The 20356-nt window shown below is 42.3% G+C and carries 18 protein-coding genes and 2 pseudogenes; 13 read left to right on the top strand and 7 right to left on the bottom strand.

Features of this window, described 5'->3' with window-relative positions; genetic code table 11:
• Positions 1–235 precede the first annotated feature (235 nt).
• From ACZ5ZC_RS23050 to ltrA (ACZ5ZC_RS23035), 4 genes are all read left to right on the top strand, one after another.
• Positions 236–910, top strand: coding sequence for a cold-shock protein (locus ACZ5ZC_RS23050; RefSeq protein ID WP_054868465.1), 675 nt, complete (start codon positions 236–238; stop codon positions 908–910).
• A gap of 720 nt (positions 911–1630) precedes the next feature.
• A complete protein-coding gene (ltrA, locus tag ACZ5ZC_RS23045) occupies positions 1631–3103 on the top strand; it encodes a group II intron reverse transcriptase/maturase (RefSeq protein WP_031848075.1) in 1473 nt (490 codons plus the stop codon).
• A 276-nt stretch (positions 3104–3379) separates the two neighbouring features.
• The gene (locus ACZ5ZC_RS23040) at positions 3380–5116 is read left to right on the top strand and encodes an LA2681 family HEPN domain-containing protein (RefSeq protein ID WP_054868497.1); all 1737 of its coding nucleotides are present in this window, start codon (positions 3380–3382) and stop codon (positions 5114–5116) included.
• A 686-nt stretch (positions 5117–5802) separates the two neighbouring features.
• Positions 5803–7275, top strand: coding sequence for a group II intron reverse transcriptase/maturase (gene ltrA, locus ACZ5ZC_RS23035; RefSeq protein ID WP_031820039.1), 1473 nt, complete (start codon positions 5803–5805; stop codon positions 7273–7275).
• Positions 7276–7403: 128 nt separating this feature from the next.
• Here ltrA (ACZ5ZC_RS23035) and ACZ5ZC_RS23030 read toward each other — a convergent pair whose 3' ends face one another.
• Genes ACZ5ZC_RS23030 through ACZ5ZC_RS23010 form a run of 5 tightly spaced genes read right to left on the bottom strand, consistent with a single transcriptional unit; the run spans position 7404 to position 10091 of the window.
• Positions 7404–7766, bottom strand: a complete 363-nt coding sequence (locus ACZ5ZC_RS23030; protein ID WP_054867705.1) for an HVO_A0114 family putative DNA-binding protein — start codon at positions 7764–7766, stop codon at positions 7404–7406.
• Positions 7767–7779: 13 nt separating this feature from the next.
• Positions 7780–7977, bottom strand: a complete 198-nt coding sequence (locus tag ACZ5ZC_RS23025) for a hypothetical protein (RefSeq protein WP_054867704.1) — start codon at positions 7975–7977, stop codon at positions 7780–7782.
• Complete coding sequence (locus ACZ5ZC_RS23020) at positions 7967–8176, bottom strand: hypothetical protein (protein WP_047725754.1); 210 nt, start codon at positions 8174–8176, stop codon at positions 7967–7969. The genes ACZ5ZC_RS23025 and ACZ5ZC_RS23020 overlap by 11 nt, the downstream gene beginning before the upstream one ends.
• 60 nt (positions 8177–8236) lie before the next feature.
• The gene (locus ACZ5ZC_RS23015) at positions 8237–9544 is read right to left on the bottom strand and encodes a HipA domain-containing protein (protein WP_464932328.1); all 1308 of its coding nucleotides are present in this window, start codon (positions 9542–9544) and stop codon (positions 8237–8239) included.
• 1 nt (position 9545) lies between these two features.
• Positions 9546–10091: a hypothetical protein gene (locus tag ACZ5ZC_RS23010; RefSeq protein ID WP_039453146.1), complete on the bottom strand. Its 546-nt coding sequence runs from the start codon at positions 10089–10091 to the stop codon at positions 9546–9548.
• A 99-nt stretch (positions 10092–10190) separates the two neighbouring features.
• Here ACZ5ZC_RS23010 and ACZ5ZC_RS23005 point away from each other — a divergent pair, with 99 nt between their 5' ends.
• The 7 genes and pseudogenes from ACZ5ZC_RS23005 (at position 10191) to yfaE (ending at position 15920) form a co-directional block, all read left to right on the top strand.
• Positions 10191–10400 (top strand): helix-turn-helix domain-containing protein, encoded by a 210-nt coding sequence (locus ACZ5ZC_RS23005; RefSeq protein WP_039453138.1) that lies wholly within the window; start codon positions 10191–10193, stop codon positions 10398–10400.
• A gap of 686 nt (positions 10401–11086) precedes the next feature.
• Positions 11087–11929, top strand: coding sequence for a hypothetical protein (locus ACZ5ZC_RS23000; protein ID WP_039453133.1), 843 nt, complete (start codon positions 11087–11089; stop codon positions 11927–11929).
• A complete protein-coding gene (locus ACZ5ZC_RS22995) occupies positions 11907–12311 on the top strand; it encodes a hypothetical protein (RefSeq protein ID WP_039453131.1) in 405 nt (134 codons plus the stop codon). The genes ACZ5ZC_RS23000 and ACZ5ZC_RS22995 overlap by 23 nt, the downstream gene beginning before the upstream one ends.
• Positions 12312–12835: 524 nt before the next feature.
• Positions 12836–13536, top strand: a pseudogene (locus ACZ5ZC_RS22990) (IS3 family transposase); the annotation flags it as partial.
• Positions 13537–13583: 47 nt separating this feature from the next.
• Positions 13584–13952, top strand: a pseudogene (locus ACZ5ZC_RS22985) (transposase); the annotation flags it as partial.
• A 553-nt stretch (positions 13953–14505) separates the two neighbouring features.
• Positions 14506–15639 (top strand): class Ia ribonucleoside-diphosphate reductase subunit beta, encoded by a 1134-nt coding sequence (gene nrdB / locus ACZ5ZC_RS22980; protein WP_005376818.1) that lies wholly within the window; start codon positions 14506–14508, stop codon positions 15637–15639.
• On the top strand, positions 15639–15920 hold the full coding sequence (gene yfaE, locus ACZ5ZC_RS22975) for a class I ribonucleotide reductase maintenance protein YfaE (protein WP_005376817.1): 282 nt from the start codon (positions 15639–15641) through the stop codon (positions 15918–15920). The genes nrdB and yfaE overlap by 1 nt, the downstream gene beginning before the upstream one ends.
• Positions 15921–16015: 95 nt before the next feature.
• Here the strand turns inward: yfaE and ACZ5ZC_RS22970 are convergent, their stop codons facing one another.
• The gene (locus tag ACZ5ZC_RS22970) at positions 16016–17248 is read right to left on the bottom strand and encodes a CinA family nicotinamide mononucleotide deamidase-related protein (RefSeq protein ID WP_053808905.1); all 1233 of its coding nucleotides are present in this window, start codon (positions 17246–17248) and stop codon (positions 16016–16018) included.
• A gap of 193 nt (positions 17249–17441) precedes the next feature.
• On the opposite strand from ACZ5ZC_RS22970, the gene ACZ5ZC_RS22965 reads away from it, so the two are divergent.
• Together ACZ5ZC_RS22965 and ACZ5ZC_RS22960 are read left to right on the top strand one after the other, a co-directional pair.
• Positions 17442–18344, top strand: a complete 903-nt coding sequence (locus ACZ5ZC_RS22965; protein WP_054867701.1) for a DUF3943 domain-containing protein — start codon at positions 17442–17444, stop codon at positions 18342–18344.
• A gap of 225 nt (positions 18345–18569) precedes the next feature.
• Positions 18570–19082 (top strand): glycine cleavage system transcriptional repressor, encoded by a 513-nt coding sequence (locus ACZ5ZC_RS22960; RefSeq protein WP_005394795.1) that lies wholly within the window; start codon positions 18570–18572, stop codon positions 19080–19082.
• A gap of 78 nt (positions 19083–19160) precedes the next feature.
• Here the strand turns inward: ACZ5ZC_RS22960 and nspC are convergent, their stop codons facing one another.
• Entirely contained in the window at positions 19161–20294 is a 1134-nt protein-coding gene (nspC, locus tag ACZ5ZC_RS22955) for a carboxynorspermidine decarboxylase (RefSeq protein ID WP_464932327.1), read from the bottom strand.
• Positions 20295–20356: the final 62 nt, after the last annotated feature.

Raw genomic sequence — 20356 nt, 5'->3', positions numbered from 1 at the left:
TATCTATGGCAGTACCACTAGGTTCTTATTGGTAAGTTAGCATGAAAGATGGTGCTCAGGCTATTTCTAAATCACTTTAGTAATGCGCTTGATGGAGCTTTGACTTGAGGACTTACTGTTAGACATTTTCCGAGTCTGCCAGAACCTAATTTAGTAATATAACTAACTCACTTCTATCCATTTATCTATTTTAATATCGACAGTAAATTCATTGTCAATTTAAAGGGTAATTATTATGCAACAACTTAAATTCGGTAAGATCAAAAACTACAAAGACGATCGTGGCTTCGGCTTCATCTTCTCCGAGTGCAAATTCACTCACGATGCAATCATGGGATCTAAAGAAGTGTTCTTTCACATCAAGCAGGCTAAGCAGTTTGAGTCCGTACTGAGGACGACTACGCCTAAAGAAGACCTATGCTTCTGGTTCACTACAGAGACTACTCGTAAAGGCGAGGCTGCTAAGCAGATGTGGAGCAAGCTATCCGAGGTCCCTCAAGATATTCGCGAAGATAACGCCAAGTTCATTAATCAAATAACGGAGAACATCAAGACCTATGAAACCGCCAGAGCAGAGAAACGTGCTCGTGAGGCTGTTCAGCAAGAGGCTCTTCGTAAAGCTCGGGAGACTCGTGATTCTGAACTGAACGCTCTGATTGTAGCTGCTCGTAGTCAAGGGTTCTCAACTAGCGGAGAGTTGTCAGCATGGATTCGCACTAATAAGCTGTGGACTAAATATCCGACACTAACAGGCGATTTGACGATGCACGATGGCAAGGATTCATGGAACTTTGGGGCAGCCATTGACCCTCAGTACTACAAGCAGGTTTGCCAAGCTTTAGGTCTACATAACGCAGGTTCTAACGCGAGAGCTGGAGCTTTCCGTTCCTATGCAAGTATGAAAAGTTAATGTAAGGAAGAACGCTAGACGATAGTAATAGCACAAACAAATAAGACAGTTGTTATTGTGATGTTAATCGCGTGGTTAAAGCAGTTGAACTGAACAGGCCAGCGCAACCTCTTTGAGCCTAGTGCCCCAACTCATTTATGTCCGTGCGACCTGAAGTCGTATGAAGCGTTGTTCACCGCTTTATGAGTGAACCGTCTGTATCACCAGATGAACCTACGAGCCTGAATAAAGCAGCGGCTCGGACAATGTAACGAAACTTGGCCGTTGGGCTGAGTGGGAAAAGAATCGTGAGAGGACGTTCCTCCTGAAAACCACAATTCGGGTAAGTGCTAGGTAGTCAGTATGATGAACATATGTGAATCCATTCAAGGTGCGTTATATGATGAAGCAGCGGAAGTGGTTATTACGCTGTAGCCAAAAGGCAATGAGAGTTGGAAAGAGGTTGGACAGTACTTTTTCGTGGTCACTGCACTCTCCGCACTATAGTGGGCATCTAACCCGACATTTTACGCAACATACGGAACAGGGTAAGCCTGTATCACTCCCTTTGGGAAAGCCTTTGTGGCCGATAGTGGTGCAGGTATAGGAGGTCGGAAAAAGCGAAAGCTACATTGTAATGATGCAGATACAGACTTATGTCTGATCACGAAAGTGAGCCCACTTCCGACTGGTCTTCCATTGCGAGAGAATTTGAAGAACTTTATTCAAGGAGAAAAGCAAATGGTGATCTCGAAAGAGATTAGTGCATCTTCTGACGGCGATCAATGGCAGTCCATCGACTGGAAATCCGTTGAAGTACACGTATTGAAGCTTCAAATGCGTATCGCAAAAGCAACTAGAGAAAAGAAATACGGTAAGGTGAAGTCTTTACAGTGGCTCTTGACTCATTCTCGCTCAGCCAAGCTTCTCGCGGTTAAGCGAGTCTCTCAGAATAAAGGCAGTAAAACGCCTGGAATAGACGGTGTCATCTGGAACACAGATGCACGCCGTATGAAAGCAGTCGATCAACTGAGTCGCAAGGCTTACTCCGCAAAACCACTCAAACGTATCTATATTCCCAAAAAGAACGGTAAGCTCAGGCCACTGGGTATTCCATGCATGATTGATAGAGCGCAACAAGCCCTCCACCTTCTTGCATTAGAGCCTGTGTCCGAAACGTTTGCCGACCTCAATAGCTATGGTTTTAGACCAAATCGCAGCACGGCTGACGCTGTCAGTCAGTGCTTCAAATGTTTAGCTCTAAAGCAATCCGCGAAATGGGTTCTTGAGGGAGATATTAAGGCTTGCTTCGACAAAATCGGGCATAAATGGCTGATGGACAATATCATTGTAGATAAACGAATGTTAGAGCAATGGTTAAAATCTGGCTATGTAGATAAGGGGCTGTTCTACGATACCGAAGAAGGTACACCTCAAGGTGGAATAATATCTCCAACCTTGATGCTAATGACTCTCGCGGGAATAGAGCAACAAATAAAATCTACAGCTCTGAAAATGGGTGCTAGGGCCAACTTTATCGGTTATGCGGATGATTTTGTGGTCACCTGCTCTTCAAAGGAAGTGCTAGTGAACGATATCAAACCGTTGATTGCTGGCTTTTTGGCAGAAAGAGGGTTAACCCTCTCCGAAGAAAAAACGAAGGTCACTCATATTGATGATGGCTTTGACTTTCTGGGTTTCAATCACAGGAAGTACAAAGGGAAATTGCTCATTAAACCGAGCAAATCCAATACGCTGTTATTCCTTAGAAATCTACGTGAAGTTATTAAAAAGCACGCAACCATCCCTGTTAACGATCTTATCAAGTTGATAAATCCGAAACTTAGGGGATGGGCGAATTACTATCGCCACTGTGTTGCTAAACAAGTATTCGGGTATGTCGGCCATAAACTATTCCAAGCGTTATGGCACTGGGCAGTTAGACGTCATCCAACCAAGTCCAAAGACTGGGTTGTGCACAAGTATTTTCTCAATCGTAAAGGCCAGTGGCAATTTCACGGTTGGCAGAAAATCATGAACATGGACTGTCACTTCAATCTGTTCCAAATAGCGAAAGTGCCTATCGAAAGACACGTAAAAATTAGGAGTGCTGCGACCCCTTTTGACCCTCAATACCAAGAATATCTGGTGAAGAGAAAATCTAAAAGGCTAGCTCGTAACTCTTGGAAAGAGCCTGTCCCGACTGCGTTATAAGTTGCTGGGTATCAATGATGCCTTAGTGGAGGCTTGAGCCGTATGCAGTGAAAGTTGCACGTACGGTTCTTAGAGGGGCGGCACTTGGTAACAAGTGTCGTCTACTCGACAATGGCATGCTGGCTGCGATCGCGCTAGCACGCCTATGCCCCAAAACTCGTTAGACTGTTTGCTCTTAACATTTACTATCAACTTAATTTGACCGAATTGACCTAATATCTATAGCATGTGTTTAAGTGTATATTAAGCTGCTCTCTATCCAGTATTGGAGAAGTTATGGAAGAAAACGTACTAATTGATGATGCAGCTATCGGTTTGTTTGAATACAGAGCTGATGAGTTGATTCTTTCAAATAACCGCGATGAACTTATCGGCTTTGTTTCAGCTATCGATAAGCCTTTCTTTTTTTTTGATGATGACTTTATTGAAGCAAGGTATTTCTACACGTTAGCTAACTGCTATTCAACAGTTCACGGATACTATAATACTGAATGGTATTCCGAAGATTTAAGCAAAGCTGTAATTAACTACCGAAAAGCTTTATACATCATAAAATCTAACGCATACCCAAACGCTAATCACATAAACTTGCGTAGCCGTATCGAGACTAACCTAGCAAACTGGCTTAGTTCTCAAGGGCGTAGTCTATGCTGTATTCCTCATTGGGACACCGCAATTGAACTTGATGCTAACCCTGTTGCAATTATCAACAAAGCTGAAAACCAGCTTTTTATTGCTCGACACATCTATGATGAATCTCATGTTTGTTATCACTATTTCAAAGCGTATCAACTGATCTGTTTAGGTTTAGAGTATGTTGACTTACTACATGATGAACAAAAAATTGCTTATGCAGAAGATGGTAAGTTCTTGGATTTTAAAGCTTGGTTTGAATCGAAGTTTAAGTTATCTGATTTTGATGATTATGAGACTTTTAAGGATGAAGCTGAAACACGTAAACAACGCGATTATTTAACATGGTGCGGTGATAATCGTCTATTCCTGAATGACTTAAATGACGTGAGTACAGACGAAATTGTTTATCAAGACGTATTCGCAATGCCTAGCTTCTCACAAACGATTAATACATCATTGGCTATGCATGAAGATCTGATCTATCACGGCAACTTTGATGAAATAAAAAATGACTATTGCTATGCACGTTATTTGATTTTTTCAGCTCAAAACATACCAAGTAATCAAGAGCATTTTTTCAATACAACATATCCACACGTTGATGACTTAGCTCATACAATAACCAATTTAAAAGCACATCATTATAAAAGTGCTTTCAGAACGTTATATTCAATTTTTGATAAAATTGCTTATTTCCTAAATTCATTTTTCGACCTGAATGATGTAGATGCAAGAGTGTACTTTCATAATATCTTTGGCGAATTGAAAAATGGTAAACTGAAACCACACAAGAAGCTTGTTGATAGTCAAAACTACTTTGTGCACGCTCTATTCTATATTCTTAAAGACATTCGAGATTCAAATCAAAAAGGTGTAAACCTCGATACAGCTTCAAAGTGGCTAGATCCTGATGCTGAGGCATTTTCTGAGATTAGAAACGCAATGGAGCATCGTTCTCTCAAGATTGTTGATGAGTTTGGTCATTCTCTCACAAAGCATGACATTGAGTTTCACAAACATCTAGCAGAAGAGCTTAAAGATGAAGCTGAACTCCTCAAATCTAAACTAAAAGACCTTTATATCGATATAGCTAAAGCTAAGAAAGCGGATGATACCGTTTTAAAAACTGAGCTGGAACAACAAAAGAAGCAGCTAGACAGCAAGCTGGAACGTGTTAAAGAGATGATTCATGATAAACAAAAACGTTCTAGTTACTCCCTACTCATCACTGACACAGAGTTTGAATCTCGCCTATTCACACTAATAAAACTAGTTAGAAATTCTATAATGTATCTGTCATTTGCAATCCATCTAGATCAGCTGCAAAAGCCTGATGACGGATCTTTAATGATGCCAATGGATGTTCCGTTGAAGTAAACACTAAGAGGAAATTCCTGATTCTTATCCATTAAAGCCTTTAAAATAGTATTTCTAATGTGAATCCCTAGTTAGCGCAAAAAATTTAACTCACTTCTGTCCGTGCGACCTGAAGTCGTATGAAGCGTTGTTCACCACGATAAGAGTGAACCATCTGTATCACCAGATGACCCTAGGATCCTGAATAAAGCAGCGGATCCGACAATGTAACGAAACTCGGTTGTTAGACCGAGTGGGAACTGAATCGTGAGAGGACGTTCTTCCTGATAACCACAAATCGGGTAAGTGCTAGGGTGTCAGTATGATGAACGTAAGTGAATCCACGCAAGGCGCGTTATATGATGAAGCAGCGGAAGTGGTTAATACGCTGTGGCCAAAATGGCAATGAGAGTCGGAAAGAAGTTGGACAGTACTCTTTCGTGATCGATGTACTCTCCGCACTATAGTGGGCATCTAAGCTGATATTTTGCGCGACATACGGAACAGGGTAAGCCTGTATATCTCCCATTGGGAAAGCAGTCTGCGAAGATTGCCGATAGGTGTGCAGGTAAAGGAGGTTAGAAAAAGCAAAGGCCGCTTTGTAATGAAGTGGATACAGGTTTATATCTGGCGCGAAAGCGAGCTGACTTCTAACTGGTCTCCCGTTGCAAGATGATTTGAAGAACTTTATTCAAGGAGAAACGCAAATGGTGGCTTCATCAGAAGTTAGTGCCTCTCCTAATGGCACTCAATGGCAATCCATCGATTGGAAAGCTGTCGAGTCGCACGTGTTAAAGCTTCAAATGCGCATTGCAAAAGCAACTCGAGAGGGAAAACACAGTAAAGCGAAGGCTTTGCAGTGGATCTTAACCCACTCCAGATCAGCGAAATTACTTGCTGTGAAGCGGGTGTCCCAAAACAAAGGCAGTAACACTCCAGGAATCGATGGTGTCATTTGGAATACGGATGCCCGTCGAATGACCGCAGTGGACCAATTGAATCGCAAAGGCTACCGAGCTAAACCGCTCAGACGTATCTACATCCCGAAAAAGAATGGCAAACTTAGACCCCTCGGCATTCCATGCATGATAGACCGAGCGCAACAAGCGCTTTATCTGCTCGCTTTGGAACCGATATCGGAAACGATAGCAGATCCAAATAGCTACGGTTTTCGCCCTAATCGCAGTACGGCTGACGCAATAGCACAATGCTTCAAATGCTTGTGTCTTAAGCGCTCAGGTCGCTGGGTTTTGGAGGGGGATATTAAAGCTTGCTTTGACAAGATTGGGCATGAATGGCTACTTGAACATGTTCAAATAGACAAAAGGATGCTGAAGCAGTGGTTAGGCTCTGGCTATATCGATAAGGGCTTGTTCTACCGAACGTCGGAGGGAACTCCGCAAGGAGGAATTATCTCTCCAACGCTTATGTTACTGACGCTTGCGGGCCTAGAAAAGCTCGTGAAAGAAGTCGCTAAGAAATCGGGAGAACGAGTTAACTTTATCGGTTATGCGGATGATTTTGTGATAACAGGCTCGTCAAAAGATGTTCTTGTTAACGAAGTCAAACCAAGGGTGATTGATTTTCTAAAAGAAAGAGGGTTGACACTCTCTGAAGAGAAAACACACATTACTCATATAGATGATGGCTTTGATTTTCTGGGCTTTAACCTCAGGAAGTACAAAGGCAAACTACTCATCAAACCGAGTAAGAGCAACGTTCTCTCTTTCTTGGGTAACTTGCGTGAACTCATCAAGAAGCACGCAACAATGCCAGTCAATGATCTCATTAGATTACTGAACCCTAAGCTGAAAGGTTGGGCGAACTATTATCGCCACTGCGTTGCAAAGCGCACTTTCGGTTACCTCGGTCATCAAATTTTCTGGTTACTGTGGCGATGGGCGGTTAGACGTCATCCCACTAAACCAAAAGACTGGGTAAGGCGAAAATACTACATGAACAGAAGTGGTGGATGGCAATTTCACGGTTGGCAGAAAATCGCCAATATGGACTGTCACTACAACCTAATTCAAATAGCGAAAACGCCGATCAAAAGGCATGTGAAAATTAGAAGTGCAGCAACCCCATTCGATCCGCTTTACCAAGATTACTTGGCAAAGAGGAAGCCGAAAAAGGAAAGTCGTCACTCTTGGTTTGACCCTGCCTTAACTGCTATCTAGGTTGCTGGGTAACGTAATACGCCTTAGCGGAGGCTTGAGCCGTATGCAGTGAAAGTTGCACGTACGGTTCTTAGGAGGGCGGCATCTGGTAACAGGTGTCGCCTATCCGACAATTGTATGTTAGCAATTCAAAGTAAAAGAGACCTGCCCATAACGATCTCGAACGTTGTAAACAACGCAATTGGTCGAGATTGACCTCTCTTCGTATCTATACAAGCAAAACCTTTAGATGAAAGAGCTTCGAAAGTATCAGTAACATCCTTGATACTGCGCCCACTCTTTTCAGCAAGCTCATCAAGACTGTTTGGCTTTTCGCGAGCAATCAAATTCAGCAGCTCAACATTTTCGTTAGACAACAGTTGTGAAAGCACAGCCAGTGACTCAAACAAAAATTGAGGGTAAGGTTCTTTAGACGTCACTTTTCCTTCTGCAATCCGAATCATGCGCTTACGAGCAAGCTCTTCTGATAGAATGCCGATTTTTGCTTTCATACTATCCTCACTCCTAATAGTCGCCATCTAAATCGACTGAATAATCACCGACGCTCTCATCTAATTCTTCTTTCATTTCATGAGAAGGAACGACTAATTTATCTGTATGCTGCTCGATGTCTTTTTCGAGCAAGGCTAAAAAGCGAGCTACGCCCAGGTTCTCACAAGAAGGTTCTGTTAGCTCATTACTCTTATCTTCCTCACGTTCCATTGTTAGCTGCTTCCGTTTTTATTGACGCGATCACTTTTAACAAATCTGTTGCGATTGCTGGGCATTTGTCGTTCATAAAAACCGTTACTTCATCACCAAATTTCATCGTTACGATTCCATTCTTATCGACACTTAACAGAGCGAAAGACTGCTTCAAATCAAGAGTCGTGTTACTTCCATTGGTCGTGGTTTCAGCCATCTTTCCCTCACTGCTAACGAGTATGTTTACAAAATGGGCAATAATTGTTACCCGAGATGTTTACTTAATTGATCTGTTTAACTTTTCGACGATCTTAGTGGCATGTTGAAATATTGCGTCCTTTACTAGCGAAAATTCCTTTTCAGGAAATCGATTGTCTACAGAGCTAAGTGCGCTACTAAATTGAGCGAGAAAGGCAGAGACGATTTCATGACAGTTCGTATTGCTGATACCGAACTGATTAGCTGTCTGCTCTATATGCCGTAAGCAAATTTTGCTGATATGATATTTGTATCCTCGTGATGCTTTCAGTCCCATTGCTAGCTTTAGCTTACGCTTATTTAAGCCTCTATTACCGATAGCGGGGTAAGCTGATAGCAAATCGTAGAACGGTGTAAGTTGATAGTGTCCGCTAGGAGCAATATGTACGGAAAAGTTCTTGAGATGACCGTCAGTTGCACCAATAAAATACTGAAAAACCATAAACTTAAAAAAGTCATGATTGTTCGCCTTACTTTCCGCAGAGAGACTTAAAGCATCAACAATTTTGGAGACACTTAGGTTGTTCTCCGATTGATATTTTTGATGTTCAGGTACACCAAAAACCTGGCAGAAATCTTCTTGGTGTCTACGAGTCACAACTCCGTCACCAAAACATCGGTCGAACCGTTTTACTGCAAGGGCTTTAGCTCCTGATTCAGTCGTTATTATCTCCATATCGGGCACTTTAAAACCAAGTTCCTTCGCTATTTGAGTACAGATGAATTCATTCTCAACACTGCTGCTCATATCTAGTACTGAGTTGCTTTGCGCAATTGCATCCATTGGGTATTTGATAATGTGGCTACTTAGTGATTTCTCTTGAGGTACATACCATTTACCGTTCAACCTAGTTAGAGTTGTTTTTCGCTGTGTTCCCGAAATACAAGGTCGATAATCCCCAAAAAATGGAAGAAATGACTTACGCTGGGTAACGAGTTCATTTAATTCACTTGCCGAGATCTCTCGATATTTCCATCCTATCTTTGGCGGCTCCCTACTCTGACTAAATGAAATGCCGCCCGTGCAATCATGACCTATCTTGGAGAGTAAATTGAATGCATCGTTGGATTTCACACCTACCGAGTGAGCAAGGCTTAATCGTTCTTCTTTCAAGTCAGGAAGCAGGTTGTGAATAAAATTCAGTGTATTAAATGATGAGCATTGTCCCTTTACGAGCGGCAGGCTCAACGAGATAGGGAAAGCTGAATCATATGCTAACCACTCATCAGAGTATGAAAATGACCAGTAGGTCTTCGACTGTTGGACAAACTGCCCCACGAGCATGTTGTTGTTTGTGGCATGTGCGTAAAGTATAGAATTGTGCAAATTAGCTCCCACTTTCTACTGGGTGGGCTGTATTTTTGTAGAAGGTAATTGCGTTTTCTACTGCAAGCATTTCGGCTTTGAGATCCAATCTACGATTGTCATACTCGGATATATACTCGTCTAAACACAGCCGAAGTTCTGAGTGTTGAGCACACAACTGATTGAAATGCTTCCATGTCCTTTTATGAAGAGAATAGGACTCTGACAGCTCTGACTGTTTATCTTGCAAAATCGTCAAAAGACTTTCTCTTTTGAAAGAAAGGCAGTTGGAGTCCTCACTGTAATTGTCGCAATCCACGACCTCCCAGTCGATATGGTTAAACATAAAACCTTTGGAAAATTCTTCATCACCATGCTTGTCGAAACCGCATGAAAGGACTGCGCCGATCAACGACATTTCCTTCAATTTTTTTTCGACGTATTCATCCGATAAGTATTCTTTTTCATCACTGTCTAATGGAAAGGATTTTAGGTCGTTGGCAGAGAAGTGTTCATTGTAATAAATGGCGAGAAATAGCTCTTTTCTGATTCTTACCTTCGTTTGCATAAAAAATGACCAATTGCGTTGATTTTGAGGATTATAATCCGTGGTCATATAGTCCGCAAGTGTGCATTGTTCAGGAAATTAATTTCATAAATAAAAAACATGAACACGAAACTTGCCGAAGCTGTAGGCCAACGTATTGTACAAATGAGAAGATCCAAAGGTTTACCTCAAGAGAAACTAGCCCTTCTCGCTGAGATAGATAGAAGCTATATGAGCCGCATAGAACGCGGTAAAATCAATATCACGCTTGAAAAGTTGTATCAGATTGCAGACACTTTGGGCTGTGATGTGAAGGAACTTCTGCCTTAATGAGTTAGGTTTGTATGCAGTTCGGACTGAATCGATTGGAGTTTATTTTAGGGATAGGGCTGTTTTTCACAGCTATGTTGCGGAGAGTTCAATGACAACGAAAGATCATGGGGTAATCTCTTTCGATTCTCTTGCCTTTTGGCTACAGCGTATTAACCACTTCCGCTGTTTCAACGTATAACGCACCTTATGCGAATTCACGTATGTTCATCATGCTGATTACCTAGCACTCACCCAATTTTGTGGTTATCAGGAGGATCGTCCTCTCACGATTTAGATCCCGATTGGCGAATGCCAACCTTCGTTACATTGTCGGATCCGCTACTTTATTCAGGCTCTTAGGTTCATCTGGTGATACTGATGGTTCACACATTGAGCGGTGAACAGCGCTTCATACGACCTCACATCGCACGCCCCAAACCGTTTTAGTCATATCGCACTTTTATGTCCTGTTAATCGTTAGTGCTAATTTGCCCTACTAAATGTTATCCAATAAGCGTGAGGTAAGTCGGATAACAATGAAGTTTGATCACATATGACTTTAAAAAATCGAGGTCGATTCTGGTAGGCAAGTTAAGAAGCCAACATGTTTAGTCTAGCTAATGGTGAGGTCAAACATTTGTTGGCACTTAAATATGATGTAAAATTCATAACCATATGAACAATAATGATTAACGGACTAGGCAATGGAAGCAACGGTTTTAGAGTTTCACCTTGAATACAACTCTAACAGGAAGAATCCTGCGGAAGTATTTCACGCTATGGGGGATTTCATTTCAGCGTATCAGGAGATGGGGCAAATTATTGCTCAGGCTGTTGATTCAGAGATGATTTTTGATGTTGAGTTGCAAGAGGTTACTCATGGTTGCATTCTCGCTAAGTTGTTATTAAAGGTTGAGGAGTGGACAAGGCCTGACTCCCTTTTCAGGGAGTTGACTGGTGAGATGTCTCAAAAAGAGCAGGTTCAACACGTCACTAATAATGAAAGAGATAGACTGAAGAATGAGATGGCTATAAGAGGTCGTTCAAGTCGCCTTGATCCTTACATTAGTGATTTAGATGTTGCTTTAGTTGCTGAGAAGTGGTCTGAGGGCAATAAAAAGCTGTTACCTGATGAGTATCTTAAAGTTTGCAATGAAGGTGCTAAGTTAGCTGAGGTAATCCCTTTTGATCCTAACTTTAGATTCACTGGTAATGTCAAAAAGATGTTCTCTAGTGACCGAGGTCACTTTGACGGTGAAGAAATCGTTGAAGTTTTTAAACCTTGTAAAAAGGCTACTTCTAAGTGGGAAGTAATTAGCACTAGGACTCATAAGAGATACAGCGCAGAAATTACACACAAAGAGTGGTTGGATGAATATCTGAATTCTGAGGTTCGTCTGGGGGGAAGTGACTATCTGCGAGTTCACGCAGAGTATGACGTTGTCGTTGAGAAAGGTGAAGAACGTATCAAAAATGCAAAGATAAAAGAGATCAAAGAAGTCATTACTTATCGTGGAACTCAGAATGAAATACCAACATCAGAATGAGTTTAAGGCGGTAGCTACATCTTATCTGTTCATTATCACCCCATTCATCTTGCTTGTCTTGGTTAAGGTCTTGACGGGGAAGTATGATGACTTGTTGCTTACAGGCGATTGGTCTATTGCTAGTGCGATGATTTATTCAAGTTCAATTATCAATGTTCGAAGTGCTACTAGAAAGTATCATGGCGAGCTAAACGAAGTTGGTCTTGATTGGTTTATGACGGTTACCAGTGTGATGTCAGCAATTAGCGTTACGATTTATGTTGTTGCTTTAATGCAACCTAGTAAATGGGTCGGCGTGTTGCAGATAACTCTATTCGTTGCTGCTTCATTTGCCCACATGAAATACGGGAGGTTAGCTTATCGCCTTAGAGGTGAGAGTTAAGAGACTTTCCATTCCTGAGTTAATTAATGGTTTGCCAATGCAGAAAAGTGGCAGCCCCATTCCAAGTTAATGTTAATACTCAGTGCAGCTCACGATACTGAGTTTTGACGTACATAAAGTAATGAATAGATAAAAGGCCTATCAGGGCTTCCTTATTTGGTTCACTGGCACTATCTATCTCGCTCTGTGAGTTTAAAAGGTGTATTCTGACTTAGTACCATATAATTTGGCAAGTTTTTGATATTATTGTAAATATAAGGTGTGGCGATGAATCAATTGTTCTCTACTCTGACTACATCGAGTTACGATTGGAGTATAGATTTTAAAACAAAGAAGGATTTTATAGCGGTAGCTAACGAAATAGGTTACACCTTCACTTCTTCTAAAACGACTAATGAAGTATCGGACTTTATAAAGAGAAAAGTAGTATCGTTATTAAGTTCAAACGAATGTCCTTACGAATGATCCGTCCCAGCAGTTTTGGACACCGAGTTAAGTGAGTACAATCACTAACGAGGTGAACAATGACAACTAAGAAAACTAGAATTAAACATTCCCCTGAATTTAAGGCAGAAGCCCTGAAGCTAGCAGAGAAAGTGGGAGTAGCTGCGACAGCAAGACAGCTTTCTTTACATGAATCTCAAATCTACGGGTGGCGGAAGAACTCGAAGAAAGACACCAATACTAGTCAGCGAGAGCAAGAGCTAGCCGCAGAGGTTGCCAAGCTAAAAAGGCAATTGGCTGAGCAAGCAGAAGAGCTAGAAATTGTAAAAAAGGCCGCCACCTACTTCGCGAAAAATCTAAAGTAAATTGCTATGAATTTATGCTCGAACACCTGCTGAGCTTAAGTATTGTACGTATGGCTAAGGTGTTCGGGGTATCCCGAAGTGGGTTTTATTACTGGGTTAAGCATCGCCATAAGGCCATCCAACACGAGGCAATTCGCCAAAAGCTTGATACAAAGGTCAAAGAAGCTTTCGACAACAGCAAAGGCCGAGATGGCTCAAGGCGTATCCAATAAGAACTGTCTGAGAGCGGTGATAACTACAATGTTAAAACCATTGCTGCCAGTATGAAACGTCAAGATTTAACGCCGAAAGCTACACGCAAGTTTAAGTGCACTACGGACAGCAAGCATCAAATGCCTGTTGCTCCAAACTTGTTGGCTCAGAACTTTAGCGCATCGGCTCCGAATGAAAAATGGGCTGGAGACATCACCTATATCATCAACCTACGATCTGATCAGCTAAGTTCATTCAAATACTTAGACCAATGGCCAAGCCTCACTACAAAACAACCAATTGGAAACACTATCACCAGGCTTTAATCAATTGCAGTTCACTGACATTTTAGATTGATGAAGAAGCTATCCAGTTATGGAAGCAAATCAGACAAGGTAGCGTGGGAGGCCTCGTTTGTTTAGTGATTACGACTGCTCTTATGATTAAATGAGTATTTTCAATGCAGTCGAGAGGTCTGCAAGGGTTCATAAAGTCTATTTTCAAGCTCGCACAACTGCCGTTGTCATGCCCTCATTACTCATGTATTAGTAAGCGAGCCAAAACAGTTAACGTCGCATTCAAAACAAAGACTAAAGGAACAGTCCTGCATCTAGTCATTGATGCTACGACGCTAGGTATTCCTGAAGCGATAGTTATTGCCTAAGAATTCGTCATATTAGGCTCGTTTTTAACTGAACTCGAATTAGTAAATAAAGCATCGAATAGCACAAATGTTTCAAACATTGAGTCACTCCAACACTTTTAACGGGATAGCTCCATGTTACGAGGAGATACACTCCTTTTACGCACAACACTTTTTATCTTCAAATATGTAACATTTTTTCCTGAGAACTGGCAAATATGCAAGTTTGTTCTTACCGACATTCGAGTAACATACTTGGGAGAGATAACATCTGATTTTAGTCAATTTATGTTTATATTATGGGTAAGGTTCATGTTACAATAACAACATTATACATTACCTTGCTGCTATAGGGTTGTAAGAGGTGGGCTAGATAGGTTTAATTATGTACCGCACATGGGCTGAATGATATGATACCGACCCACCCACTCGATGTTACATTCAAAACTCGCGGCATAACAAGATTTAATCTACCCGCACCCAACACTCCGTAAAGACAGACTATCGATAACCTCCCCTTATGGGGAGGTTTAAAAGGAATTGAGGCATTATGGCTTACAGTACTTTTAACCAAAAAAAGAATGACCAGTTGAAGGAACCAATGTTCCTAGGTCAATCAGTAAACGTTGCACGCTACGACCAACAAAAGTTTGAGATTTTCGAAAAGCTTATCGAGAAACAACTTTCTTTCTTCTGGCGTCCAGAAGAAGTAGACGTATCTAGTGACCGTATCGATTACAACAAACTGCCAGATCACGAGAAGCACATCTTCATCTCTAACTTGAAGTACCAAACGCTTCTAGACTCTATCCAAGGTCGTAGCCCTAACGTGGCACTGCTGCCGCTTGTATCTCTGCCGGAACTAGAGACTTGGATTGAGACTTGGTCTTTCTCTGAAACGATTCACTCTCGTTCTTACACGCACATTATTCGTAACATCGTGAACGACCCTGCTGTGGTATTTGATGATATCGTTGAGAACGAGCACATCCTGAAGCGTGCAAAAGACATCGCGCACTACTACGACGATTTGATTCAAGCGACGAATGATTACCATCGCTACGGTGAAGGTGAGCATGTCCTTAACGGTGAAACAGTTAAGGTTAGTCTGTACGACCTTAAGAAGAAACTGTACATCTGTCTGATGTCTGTGAACGCTCTAGAAGCGATTCGTTTTTACGTAAGTTTCGCATGTTCTTTCGCTTTCGCAGAACGCGAACTAATGGAAGGTAACGCGAAAATCATCAAACTGATTGCACGCGATGAAGCGCTTCACCTGAACGGTACGCAACACATGATCAACTTGCTACGTAACGGTCAGGATGATTTCACTTTCATGCAAATCGCAGAAGAAGCAAAACAAGACTGTTTTGACCTATTCAAAGAAGCGGCTGAGCAAGAAAAAGAGTGGGCAGAGTATCTATTCAAAGATGGCTCTATGATCGGTCTAAACAAAGACATCCTAAGCCAATATGTTGAATACATCACCAACATCCGTATGCAAGCAGTAGGTCTACCTGCAGCTTATCCAGAGGCAACAACCAACCCAATCCCATGGATTAACGCTTGGTTGTCTTCAGATAATGTTCAAGTTGCGCCTCAAGAAGCGGAAATTTCTTCTTACCTTGTGGGTCAAATTGACAATGAAGTTCGCGCAGACGACTTCGAAGGATTCGAGCTGTAATGGCAACACTCAAAATCAACAAACTCATCAGTATTGAATCCAACCCTTCCAATACAATTTTGGAAACAATGGAGCAAGCTGGCTTATTACCAGAATACAACTGTCGTGATGGGCACTGTGGCGCTTGTCGCTGCAAGTTGGAATCTGGTGAAGTGGAGTATGTTGGTTTTGCCATGGCTTACACGCAAAGTGATGAGATATTACCTTGTATCTGTAAAGCAAAATCGGATTTGTCACTCAGTGGCGTTAACTACGCGATGAAAGAAAAGCAGCGCGCATAACGTGACTCGACGGTATAAAACGCAAAAGCCAAGGTGATTACCTTGGCTTTTTTGTATCTACGTGTTTTATCTCTCAGGCTGTTATAGGTCTCTGGTTATAAAGCACTACCTGGGAGATGCATCTCTTTAACTTTCTCTAAAAATGCATAATGTGCAAACATCGGTTTACGTTCTAGGTAACGACGCAACAAGTCTAGTGCTGCCGTGCTGATCACTTTAACTTGATCATTGCGCGGATACTTTTTCGAGAGTTTATATAACGCTCCCCACTCGCCTGACGGTGTCGATAAAGCGACGGAAAAAACACCCTCTTCAATATCGCCAGTGACGAGTGATAAATCCGTCCCACACTTCTCTCGCGTCGCTCCTGCCAGAGCAAACGTTTCTGCTAATGGGTCTCCGCTGTTGCTCATCGCTTGAGTCTGGCTTGGTAGTACCCAACCATGTCCAAGTTGCCTTTCAGCGTTTTCATCACTATTTAACCAATAAGTTAAGTATCCACCACTGCTTTTTTCGGAAACCGACACGGTTAACTCTTTATCCACCAACAGCTGGCCGACATTTTCAACCATAGGTAAGTCAATACTAACGGTATTGCTTTCAAGATGCTTATTGATCATCTGTACCAACTTCAAACGCTGTTCAAGCTGGTCAGAAGGGCCAAAGAGTTTCACTTCAATAAAAGGTAAGTAAGAGCGATAACCAAGCTCATACCCTTGAGGAAGTTTTAGCTGATCAAGCTTGTCCGAGATGCCGGATTCGGAAAGGCCAAACGTATAGATTCGACTACAACATGAACCTTGCACCTCTGGAAAAGCTCTTCTCAGATCAGGCAAAATTTGCGTCTCTGCCATAAGCTTAAATTCACTTGGCACACCCGGCGTAAAATAAAAAATGGCATCATTAATCAGCATCTTGAAACCACAGGCCGTGCCTATCGGGTTGTCCAGAATCTCAGCCGTTTCTGGTAGCATGGCTTGTTTTAAATTACTGTCTGGCATTGGGATGCCACGTCGAGCATACAAACTTTCTAGATGCTGCAACCACTCTTTGAAAAGCACGAGTTTACACTCAGCAGCTCTCGCGGCAGCAGCCGCACTCATATCATCGGTTGTTGGCCCTAAACCACCATTCACGATCACCACGTCATTGTTGAAGCTCAACATTAAAAACTCTTCAACCAAGCTCGACAGGCTATCACCAACCGTTGAACGCTTTGTTAAGCCAAATCCATGTTGATAAAACAGGCTAGACAACCATGCCGCATTAGTATCAACAATATCACCGTGGAGCACTTCCTCACCGGTACTAAGCATTGCTATTTTCACAACTGACTCCTGAACATAAGCACAATCCTATTATTCGTTATAGTGCTTATTTTTCTTTTTATTTGGACGAATCTCGACGAGATATATTGGGACTAAATAAGGATCAAGTATTTAAATGGTTGATGTTTTGAGGGATAATTGCGAGCCCGATCATCACACCATCAACTCGGAGACCTTTGTGTCAAAATCATCCATGTTCAAGAAAACTCTAACTGGCCTTTGCTTGACTTCGTCAGCGCTTGCGCACGCAAGTCAGTACGATATGACCAGTCATACGGAGTTTTCTTACACACCTGATTGCTTGTCAGGTTACTGCGAAACGACGACTCTGTACACCTTCGAGTCTCAAAATCGCGGTCTTATGTTTGAACAGAATAATGATGATTCATTAAATCTTGATGCAGGGCTTCAGCCTAAACATCTCATTATCCCTCAAGATAAAGACTGGGATTACCTCATGGGTCAAACCTACACCATTCTTGGCCTGAGTATCGCAACCGTTGGTATGATGACTTTCCTTCCAGAAAGTATCACTAAATGGGACGAAGAAGACCGAGACATGAGTAAGCTGGGTCAAAAATGGAAAGATAATGTCTCTGACGGGCCTGTTTGGGATAGTGATGAACATGTCCTCAACTACATCATGCACCCTTATTTTGGCGGCGTTTACTACACAGCCGCACGCCACGCTGGCTATAACGAGTTTCAGTCATTCTTGTACTCCGCAACCATGTCAACGTTCTTTTGGGAGTACGGAGTAGAGGCATTTGCAGAAGTGCCATCTTGGCAGGATATTTTTATCACACCATTCTTTGGTGCTGTGGTTGGCGAAATGATGCTCACTGCTGAGCAAGATATTGTAGCAAACGGCGGCGAAGTCATGGGCTCTGAAACCGTCGGTGATGTATCACTCTTCTTCCTAAACCCTGTTGGGCATATCCATTATTGGGTAACCGATGCATGGGGCGGTAGTGCAGAATTACAATTTAATTCATCACCTTGGTTTGGTAATCAAGACGTCGCAAAATTCGCAATGGACGCAGGCGCCAACTACGATAGCCAATTTTACGGTGTCGAACTAAAAGTAACATTTTAGCCTTGACTTGAGTTGATACTCAGTAGAAAGCAGCCTTATGATGGCTGCTTTTTTGTGCCCTAAACATCGTTTTAATTATTTGCTTCACGAATTAGTGTCAAAAATTGACTTTCATCAAACATAACCCTCTCCTAGCACCTACACTAAATAAAAGGATTTATTCCAATAACTTAAGTAGCACGTTTATTCGTACTGCGTCCAAACCTTATTCCAGGAGGGGACATTATGAACACCGTATTTATTGTTAATTTTGTCGGACAAGCGTCACCCGCAACTATCAAAGAACTCGCAGCAATCACTCATGAAAATGGCGGTAAATGGCTGATAAGCAAAGTAAACTTTATCGAAGATCAAGTTGCAGGTGTCATCAAAGTAGAGCTTCCAAGAGAAAATGCCGACATCGTTAAAGAGGCGTTCTCTTCATGTCAAACTCTTGTGGTTAGGTTCGTTGACTCGGATCCTCACTCGCATCGTGAAGACACTATCTTTCAGCTTCGCTTAGATGCCAACGATAGAGCAGGTATTGTGAATGAAATTACTCACGTTCTCGATAATCAAGGCATTTCAATTCTAGATATGGATTGCCAACGCGTATTCATTGCAGGCGGCGGTGGGGTAAGCTCCAGCTTATTCAGCGCAAAAATGGCGATTAAATTGCCTAGCGAGCTAGAGATAGAGGACGTGGCTAATGAGTTAGAATCTCTGAGTGAAGACACTCGTGTAATCGTAGAAAGCTAACTGCACACCTTTAACGCTTCCCCAATAAAAAAGAGCAGCAATTCAGCTGCTCTTTGTCGTTCTAATACTCAATACGTTTTATTTCACTGACCACTGAGATAGTGAACGTTTGAAATCAGAGTAGTCAAACTCATTCAGTTTTTGAATGTCACCATTCGAGCGTTCACAGTAAACCGAAGGCATACGTAGACCGTTGAACCAGTTCAGTTTCACCATGGTGTAACCTGCACTATCTAGAATGTGCAGACGCTGTCCGATCTCGAGAGGCTGTTCGAAGTTCGCCACGCAAAACTGGTCACCAGCTAAACAAGAGCACGATCCAATCACGTATTCATGTTCACCGTTTTCAGATGCTTCAAGAATGGACGCTGGCTCGTTGTAGATAAGCGTATCCAAACGGTGAGCTTCTGTTGCTGAATCGACAATCGCCGTCTTCTTCACGTTCTCCACGATATCAACCACTGTTACAACAAGATCGGTTGTCTTAGTGATGATCGCTTCACCCGGCTCTAGATACATTTGTACGCCGTGTTTCTCTGAGAATGTTTTAAGCGCTAAACCCAACTTCTCGATGTCGTATCCCGGCCATGTGAAGAACACGCCGCCACCCATGCTTACCCAGTCCAGCTTATCTAGGTACTCGCCAAACTGCTCTGAAATAGCATCGAGTAAGCCGATAAACGCATCCACGTCTTTGTTCTCACAGTTCATGTGGAACATTACGCCATCAATACCATCAAAAATTTCCGGTTTGATGTGATCAGCCTGAACACCAAGACGAGAGAATTGACGAGCTGGGTTTGCTAAGTCTTGCCCTGCGTAGCTCACACCAGGGTTTAGGCGCAAGCCAATCGATGCTTTACCTTCGACAATATGACGATAAGCCGCTAACTGTGACTGAGAGTTAAAGATCATCTTGTCACAGATGTTCGCCACATCGCGAACGTCATCTTCGCTGTAACCCACACTGTATGCGTGTGTCTCACCACCGAACGTTTCGTAGCCAAGCTTCACTTCAAACGGGCCAGAGCTGGTTGTTCCGTCTAGGTAAGGCTTGATGATGTCGAATACACCCCATGTTGAGAAGCACTTCAGTGCTAATACAAGCTTCACACCAGAGATGTCTTTTAGCTGTTTTGCTTTCTCTAGGTTCTCAATCAGCTTGTCTTCATTAATCATGAAGTATGGCGTTTTTAGTTCGTTTTGTTGCATTTTGATACCTTACGTCCCTTCGCCTTAGCAAAGGCACTATAAAATCGAACAAAGCCGACGCA

The sequence above is a fragment of the Vibrio sp. JCM 18905 genome (assembly GCF_055393305.1).
This window is presented reverse-complemented; position numbering and strand designations above follow the sequence as displayed.

What these genes read in the sequence shown, in the direction of transcription:
- ACZ5ZC_RS23050 (WP_054868465.1), top strand. Translation starts at nt 236, where the DNA reads ATGCAACAACTTAAATTCGGTAAGATCAAAAACTACAAAGACGATCGT.
- ltrA (WP_031848075.1), top strand. Translation starts at nt 1,631, where the DNA reads ATGGTGATCTCGAAAGAGATTAGTGCATCTTCTGACGGCGATCAATGG.
- ACZ5ZC_RS23040 (WP_054868497.1), top strand. Translation starts at nt 3,380, where the DNA reads ATGGAAGAAAACGTACTAATTGATGATGCAGCTATCGGTTTGTTTGAA.
- ltrA (WP_031820039.1), top strand. Translation starts at nt 5,803, where the DNA reads ATGGTGGCTTCATCAGAAGTTAGTGCCTCTCCTAATGGCACTCAATGG.
- ACZ5ZC_RS23030 (WP_054867705.1), bottom strand. Translation starts at nt 7,766, where the DNA reads ATGAAAGCAAAAATCGGCATTCTATCAGAAGAGCTTGCTCGTAAGCGC.
- ACZ5ZC_RS23025 (WP_054867704.1), bottom strand. Translation starts at nt 7,977, where the DNA reads ATGGAACGTGAGGAAGATAAGAGTAATGAGCTAACAGAACCTTCTTGT.
- ACZ5ZC_RS23020 (WP_047725754.1), bottom strand. Translation starts at nt 8,176, where the DNA reads ATGGCTGAAACCACGACCAATGGAAGTAACACGACTCTTGATTTGAAG.
- ACZ5ZC_RS23010 (WP_039453146.1), bottom strand. Translation starts at nt 10,091, where the DNA reads ATGCAAACGAAGGTAAGAATCAGAAAAGAGCTATTTCTCGCCATTTAT.
- ACZ5ZC_RS23005 (WP_039453138.1), top strand. Translation starts at nt 10,191, where the DNA reads ATGAACACGAAACTTGCCGAAGCTGTAGGCCAACGTATTGTACAAATG.
- ACZ5ZC_RS23000 (WP_039453133.1), top strand. Translation starts at nt 11,087, where the DNA reads ATGGAAGCAACGGTTTTAGAGTTTCACCTTGAATACAACTCTAACAGG.
- ACZ5ZC_RS22995 (WP_039453131.1), top strand. Translation starts at nt 11,907, where the DNA reads ATGAAATACCAACATCAGAATGAGTTTAAGGCGGTAGCTACATCTTAT.
- nrdB (WP_005376818.1), top strand. Translation starts at nt 14,506, where the DNA reads ATGGCTTACAGTACTTTTAACCAAAAAAAGAATGACCAGTTGAAGGAA.
- yfaE (WP_005376817.1), top strand. Translation starts at nt 15,639, where the DNA reads ATGGCAACACTCAAAATCAACAAACTCATCAGTATTGAATCCAACCCT.
- ACZ5ZC_RS22965 (WP_054867701.1), top strand. Translation starts at nt 17,442, where the DNA reads ATGTTCAAGAAAACTCTAACTGGCCTTTGCTTGACTTCGTCAGCGCTT.
- ACZ5ZC_RS22960 (WP_005394795.1), top strand. Translation starts at nt 18,570, where the DNA reads ATGAACACCGTATTTATTGTTAATTTTGTCGGACAAGCGTCACCCGCA.
- nspC (WP_464932327.1), bottom strand. Translation starts at nt 20,294, where the DNA reads ATGCAACAAAACGAACTAAAAACGCCATACTTCATGATTAATGAAGAC.